This is a genomic window from Limnohabitans sp. (assembly GCF_046052765.1).
In the GTDB taxonomy this organism is placed as follows: domain Bacteria; phylum Pseudomonadota; class Gammaproteobacteria; order Burkholderiales; family Burkholderiaceae_C; genus Limnohabitans.
Genome location: NZ_JAVLFQ010000085.1, coordinates 1 through 5,781, shown reverse-complemented (window position 1 = coordinate 5,781; position 5,781 = coordinate 1). Strand labels below are relative to the sequence as shown.

At 42.8% G+C, this 5,781-nt stretch carries 6 protein-coding genes; 3 read left to right on the top strand and 3 right to left on the bottom strand.

The genetic code is table 11. The features are described 5' to 3' along the window. Positions 1 to 569: 569 nt before the first annotated feature. Positions 570 to 878, bottom strand: a complete 309-nt coding sequence (locus AC9UG7_RS12280; protein ID WP_509588241.1) for a HigA family addiction module antitoxin — start codon at positions 876 to 878, stop codon at positions 570 to 572. Positions 879 to 1,414: 536 nt separating this feature from the next. Between AC9UG7_RS12280 and AC9UG7_RS12275 the strand changes: the two genes are divergently transcribed. The 3 genes from AC9UG7_RS12275 to AC9UG7_RS12265 are packed head-to-tail and all read left to right on the top strand — an operon-like array spanning position 1,415 to position 4,655. After that, positions 1,415 to 2,974, top strand: a complete 1,560-nt coding sequence (locus AC9UG7_RS12275) for an amino acid adenylation domain-containing protein (RefSeq protein WP_509588239.1) — start codon at positions 1,415 to 1,417, stop codon at positions 2,972 to 2,974. Continuing rightward, on the top strand, positions 2,971 to 4,413 hold the full coding sequence (locus tag AC9UG7_RS12270; protein WP_509588237.1) for a hypothetical protein: 1,443 nt from the start codon (positions 2,971 to 2,973) through the stop codon (positions 4,411 to 4,413). The genes AC9UG7_RS12275 and AC9UG7_RS12270 overlap by 4 nt, the downstream gene beginning before the upstream one ends. A gap of 2 nt (positions 4,414 to 4,415) precedes the next feature. Continuing rightward, on the top strand, positions 4,416 to 4,655 hold the full coding sequence (locus AC9UG7_RS12265) for a hypothetical protein (protein ID WP_509588235.1): 240 nt from the start codon (positions 4,416 to 4,418) through the stop codon (positions 4,653 to 4,655). A gap of 296 nt (positions 4,656 to 4,951) precedes the next feature. Here AC9UG7_RS12265 and AC9UG7_RS12260 read toward each other — a convergent pair whose 3' ends face one another. Both AC9UG7_RS12260 and AC9UG7_RS12255 read right to left on the bottom strand, forming a co-directional pair. After that, on the bottom strand, positions 4,952 to 5,200 hold the full coding sequence (locus tag AC9UG7_RS12260) for a DUF1902 domain-containing protein (RefSeq protein ID WP_509588233.1): 249 nt from the start codon (positions 5,198 to 5,200) through the stop codon (positions 4,952 to 4,954). 24 nt (positions 5,201 to 5,224) lie between these two features. After that, positions 5,225 to 5,434, bottom strand: coding sequence for a hypothetical protein (locus AC9UG7_RS12255; RefSeq protein ID WP_509588231.1), 210 nt, complete (start codon positions 5,432 to 5,434; stop codon positions 5,225 to 5,227). Positions 5,435 to 5,781 lie beyond the last annotated feature (347 nt).

Here is a 5,781-nt window from a genome sequence, read left to right as displayed (position 1 = left end):
CACCGAGATCTACACGCGTAAGATCGTCGGCAGCGTCAGATGTGTATAAGAGACAGTATCAACATGGTCTGTGGAAAAAACTAATTGCATTGGAATTGCAAAGTACTCGGTTCAAATAAATTTAGCGCTCTGGACCAAGAGTGGGTGCAATAAGGTTGCGGAGGCAGTACCGGATTACTCGAATGCCTCTACATGACATCTACATAAGGAATTTTTTAGCTATGCATTAAATCAAAAAAGGGCATGTAAGCCCCGTGTTTGTTGGCTCCTCGACCTGGGCTCGAACCAGGGACCTACGGATTAACAGAAATCCAGGCTCGTCAAAAACCTATATAAATCAATGACTTACGTGTAAAAATAGCCACCGTGTAATATTTCGTGTAATTGACCAAAATTTGTAAATTACAAATTTTCCAGCGTTTTGGTCAAATTTGCACTTGTTGGTGTCATTTTGCACGCGAAATGTTTGACGCTACTACCAGGGCTCGAACCGAAATCTGCAAAAGTTCGACTCCATGCAGGGACACTGAACTTTGAAGCCCTTGCAGTAATGCAAGGGCTTTTTTATTTCAAGCTGCCAATGCTTTAGGTGCGATGCTTGGATTGTTTTTGAACTTGATTTCTGCTGTCCATAGATCCAAAGCCTCCTGCATGCGAAGCCAACTTTCTGGCGTGCCGCCCACTGCTCTTGAGATACGAATCGCCATCTCGGCTGTGACAGCTTTCTTCTCATGCAGTAGATCTGACACCGTTTGGCGACTGACCATGAGTCGTTCAGCCAATTCACTTTGCGTCCATGCCAGTTCAGGCAGCACATCTTCACGCAGAACTGCGCCAGCGTGCGTTGGTTTGCGATTGGGGTTTCGTAGAGATCTCATCAGTGAAACTCCTCCAAGTTAACGTTAACTGCATCTTCGCCAGTAAATTCGAAGGTGATTCGCTAGTTTCAAGTGACTGAAACAGCGTACTCCCCCTTTCGATCACACTTGAGTGCATGAAATTTGTAACCGGGCAAATCCATGTCTTCAGCTTCCTTTGATGCATCCAAACGGTCCAACATCCTTTCAATAAGAGACCCGTATTGAGCAACAATACCTTTGTAACTGCCTTTGGTGAAGAAAACCTACAAACCCTTGTGTTTGAAAGATGCGATCGTTGGGCATGTATTGTAAACACCTAATTTAAATTATCAACAGATAATTAACAATGCGATAGCATTAATTAAGGACTTGCAACCGAGTCTAATACCTCACCTACAAAAAGGCAGCATTGGATTAATTCAAATATCGATCCAATGCGAAGTTGAAAGAATTCAAAGACTAAACAAACACATTGCGCTTGAATGTTTCAAGTTTTAATGCTCTACGGAGATAGGTTAATATATTTTTCCAAAAATTTAAGCACTCGAAATCACGTGAGTTCCAATTTCAATCTGGCAGTTTCGGTTTATCAGAATGCCCTGAATCATCCAGATTCATTGGCGGTTGCTGACCCTAATTCCTGTCTTACCTTTAAAGAATTGGCTACGCAAGCTTCCAAAGTAGCTGGCCAACTTGAATGTTTTGAAAGGAGACCCAGGGCACGAATTGCTTTGCTTGCATCGAGAAGTGTTAACGCGTGCGTGGGTCTGCTGGGGATCAGTTGGTTGGGTGCCACCTATGTACCAATCAACCTCAAGTGGCCAACTCAAAGAATGATTGACATCATCAAGCGTTGCGATCTGTCAATCATCGTGACCGATGACCAAGGACTCGGCAAGTTGTCTCAAGAAATGCTATCTGGGCTTTCTGTCACGGTACTTCATGTTGGCAATAAAGAATCTGCACTCGACAAGTGCATTGATCTAAAAGACCTACCTCAAACAAACATCTTTGCACCCGCAATAATGCGTAAAGATGATGTGGCGTATGTGATGTTCACTTCGGGCACGACCGGAGAGCCCAAAGGTGTGGTCATCAGTTGTGGGGCTGTCAGAAACTACTGCCAACAAATGTCTAAAGTCCTCAAACTGCAAAGTGATGACAAAGCACTCGAAACGTGCGAGATGAGTTTTGATGTATCCATCCACAACATGTTTGTCACTTGGGAAGTAGGCGCGCAGGTTCATATTCTTCCCGCTACTCATGTGATGAATGCTGTGAAATTTGTTAACAATGCAAAGCTGACAGTTTGGAATTCAGTGCCCTCCCTGGCTGGAATGCTTATTCAAATCAAAGCGCTTGCCCCGGACTCACTGAAAGATCTGCGCTTGACAGTGTTTGGCGGTGAACAGTTGTCCTCTGGCGTTGTCAAGGCGTGGAGAATAGCAGCACCCAAGAGCCGTATTTTCAATTTATATGGACCAACAGAGGCGACCGTCTTTTGTTCCTATAACGAAGTGAAGGATGCTGATATACAACCGGAAGCCAAGCAGGTTGTTTCTATTGGAAAACCGCTCTGTGGCTCAGAATTGGCTATCTTGACTGGAGGTCAACTCCAACATAAAACTAAAACCAGGGGAGAGTTACTGATTTCGGGTACACAACTGGCGGTGGAATATTTTCAGCGCCCAGATTTGACCAAAGCTGCGTTTGTGATGATTGGATCCAAACGCTGGTACCGAACAGGCGATTTGGCTGAAATAGATGACAAGGGTTTATTTCACTGCCTTGGACGCCTTGACCATCAGGTCAAGATCCTCGGCCATCGAGTAGAGCTTGAGGAAATTGATTCTCATGTGCGTTCAGTCTCAGGCATCGAATTGGTGGCTACGGTAGCTTGGCCGATCGATGAGTTTGGCAATGCAAAGGGTACCGTCTCATTTGTGCTTGGGCAGGAGATTGATGAGGCTGATTTGTTGACAAAGTTGCGCCAGCGTATTGCAAGTTACTTGATCCCAACCCAAATCATTGGCTTGTCTGAAATGCCAATGAATACCAGCGGAAAAGTGGATCGAAAGGCTTTGTTGCATCGGCTATCAAATCAGACCCAATGAAGCAAGCTGGTTTTTATTATTGGCGACAACTTTGGGTGGTAGATCAAAACCCCTATTGGCATCACTGGATCCATCGGTGGCACGGACAACTAAGCGCAGCAGTCATTGCTGGACTTGTCTTGTGGCCTCATTTTGAAACATCAGAAATTATAATCATCATCGCTGCTGCCTTACTTGCGGCCAGGTTTCAAGGTCGCCGTGCATTGATTTTGTTTGCTGGTACTTGGCTTTATGAACTATTGGGTGCTTGGTATGGTTGGACTGATTTACTCACAAACATTAAAAAGATCTCAGTTGATCAATTTGGGTTAACAGGGCAGAGTCAAACCATTGCATTGATGTGTACGGTGGCTTGCCTCTGTTTTTTGTATATCACCCTTATCTTTTCTAAACGGCTGCCCAAATCAATATTCAGTCGACACCCACTGGTGGGGATGCTGTTACTTTTAAGTTTGATGCTTTTAGTTGGAAAGACCGCAACAGGGTCAACAGCCTACATCGCTGACTTGGTGGTTTTGACCCTCGCGCCTTATGTTTGGTTCATACCTCAAGCTGTTATGGCTGCAAGGGCTGGAAAATCAGGTTCGGTATTGCTTAATCTGGCGTTGATTCGCGCCTTTTGGAATCCCACTTATTTGCCCTACGGAAAGGGCCCAGGTTACCTTGAAAAACATCATTCTTCCAATGCTAAAGATTTAGCCATTACCCAGCTAAAAGGTCTCAAGCTGTTGGTCTGGGGTTTGTGTCTTTACCTTTTCAACTTGACCCTTTCAAACGCATTGCCTAATGAATTCAAGAATCTTGATGAGACTATCGCGCAGTTCATCAGGGGTGAAGAATTTTCGATCTTCAAGCATTGGGCTGTCACCATTTTTTCAACCATCAGTTACAGCGTGAATATCGCCATGTGGGCTCATTTTTTTATTGGTATCGCGAGATTGGCTGGATATCAGTTACCCAGGGGGTCTTGGCGCCCTCTAGAGTCGAGAAGTTTGGCGGAATACTTCAACAGATTTCATTTTTATTTCAAAGAGCTTTTGGTAGAACTCTTTTTTGTGCCAACTTTTTTTCAATTTTTTAAAACTTCACCCCGTCTCAGGGTCTTCTTTGCTACCTTCATGGCTGCAGGAGTTGGCAATGCGCTGTGGCACTTTGTGCGTGATATCCATTTGGTTATACAAGAAGGATTTGTGTACTCCATCTCAACATTTACAAGTTATCTTTTTTACTGTTTTGCTTTATCTGTGGCCATTGGTATCTCTCAGATCAGATCAGAAAATCAGCCTCAACGCTCTGAAGCTTGGTTAGCCAAGTTAAAAGACTTTATTTTTGTTTGGGGTTTTGTATCGCTACTGCATATTTTTGGAAACGGCTCGCACGCGCATGGCTTTGAAGAAAGAATGTTATTCTTAAGCAGCTTATTTGGAGTTTATCGGTGAGCTTGGAAGCCAAAAATTCAATCCGTGACTTTATCAATGAAGCCATGCAAAAGACTGGCGACCATGGCATATTTGATGATCATGAAAGTCTGTTTTCCAGTGGCCGACTGGATTCTTTGACGATGATGAACTTGGTGATGTTTCTCGAATTAAATTTCGCAATCGATTTTTCAAAATTCGAATTTGATGTCGATTTGGTTGATTCAATCAACGCGATTGAATTGTTAATTAAAAAAAAATAGTTTGATCAATTTTTCAGTATTAAAGTTAAAAAAACATGCATTCTTTAAACCTGTTGGATGGTATCAAAATGATTCATCAGATCGTCAAATTGGCAGAGCTGATGGATTAAAAGAAAGTTAGGCTCTGCTTCAAAACTGAATTGGCATTATGCCGAGACTTAATCTTGCTGTCTATTGGAAATCTATGGATCGTGATAGGTGAGTACCAAATATCGTGACCCCCTTGCCATGCCTTTCAAAATGACATCCACTAGCTGTCAATAGTCGAATAAGTTCAGGCGTAAAACTTGTTCCCATTAGTTAACCGATATGGCGTGAGTAACTGAAAATTTGCGGGCTAGAACCTCATAAGAAATTTCATTTTTCTCTGGAAATCCATTTTCTGCCAGCAACTCGGGGATCATGATTTCTAATTTGAATGAAAGTAGTTCCATAGTTTGGGCTTCAGTTACTGGACCTGGTACATCGTCAGAAGTTGCTTCCCATACTTTTGCTTCTTCATCACATTCAGCTCTAACAAAGTAAATTTTTTGCTTATTGAACATTACTTTAAGGATTTGATCTAAGAATTATTGCCGAGCATGGCTGACTACAAATGTGGTCATGACTGGATGGCTGTTTATCTTCAGTGGAAACTCATCAAGATATAAAGAAGTTGCTTCTTTTAGATTTTGAATTGTTTCTTGGAAGGTTTCACCTTGGGTGGTAGTGCCAGTTTCTGGGTTCAAGGCAATGAATCCACCTTCCTCAGCCTCAGTGATAACTGCTGTGAGCAACATCGCATTTCTCCGTCGGAGTGCTTGTAAACTGATATTTTATGGCGTAACCAGCTAATTGCCAAACAATTTAATTTCGTCTATTGCCTTTACTGGAATCCGTTCAAATTGGCGGTTCATCAAGGTTAGGTTGCCCTGCAAAACATTTGAAATAACACTGTCCTTATAGTAATCAACTGGGTAGTTGTCTTGGATAAAGAGCAAGAAATGGCCGAGCTAAGGGCTCAAGAAGCTAAGCGTGTTAGAAATGAGGCTAAAAAGTGCCTACGGCATGCAAGCAACCAACTCAGTAAAGCTGCTTACGAAATCGACCAATACTTAAATGACTTCAGTACGACTCGCTTACCTAT

What these genes read in the sequence shown, in the direction of transcription:
- AC9UG7_RS12280 (WP_509588241.1), bottom strand. Translation starts at nt 878, where the DNA reads ATGAGATCTCTACGAAACCCCAATCGCAAACCAACGCACGCTGGCGCA.
- AC9UG7_RS12270 (WP_509588237.1), top strand. Translation starts at nt 2,971, where the DNA reads ATGAAGCAAGCTGGTTTTTATTATTGGCGACAACTTTGGGTGGTAGAT.
- AC9UG7_RS12260 (WP_509588233.1), bottom strand. Translation starts at nt 5,200, where the DNA reads ATGTTCAATAAGCAAAAAATTTACTTTGTTAGAGCTGAATGTGATGAA.
- AC9UG7_RS12255 (WP_509588231.1), bottom strand. Translation starts at nt 5,434, where the DNA reads ATGTTGCTCACAGCAGTTATCACTGAGGCTGAGGAAGGTGGATTCATT.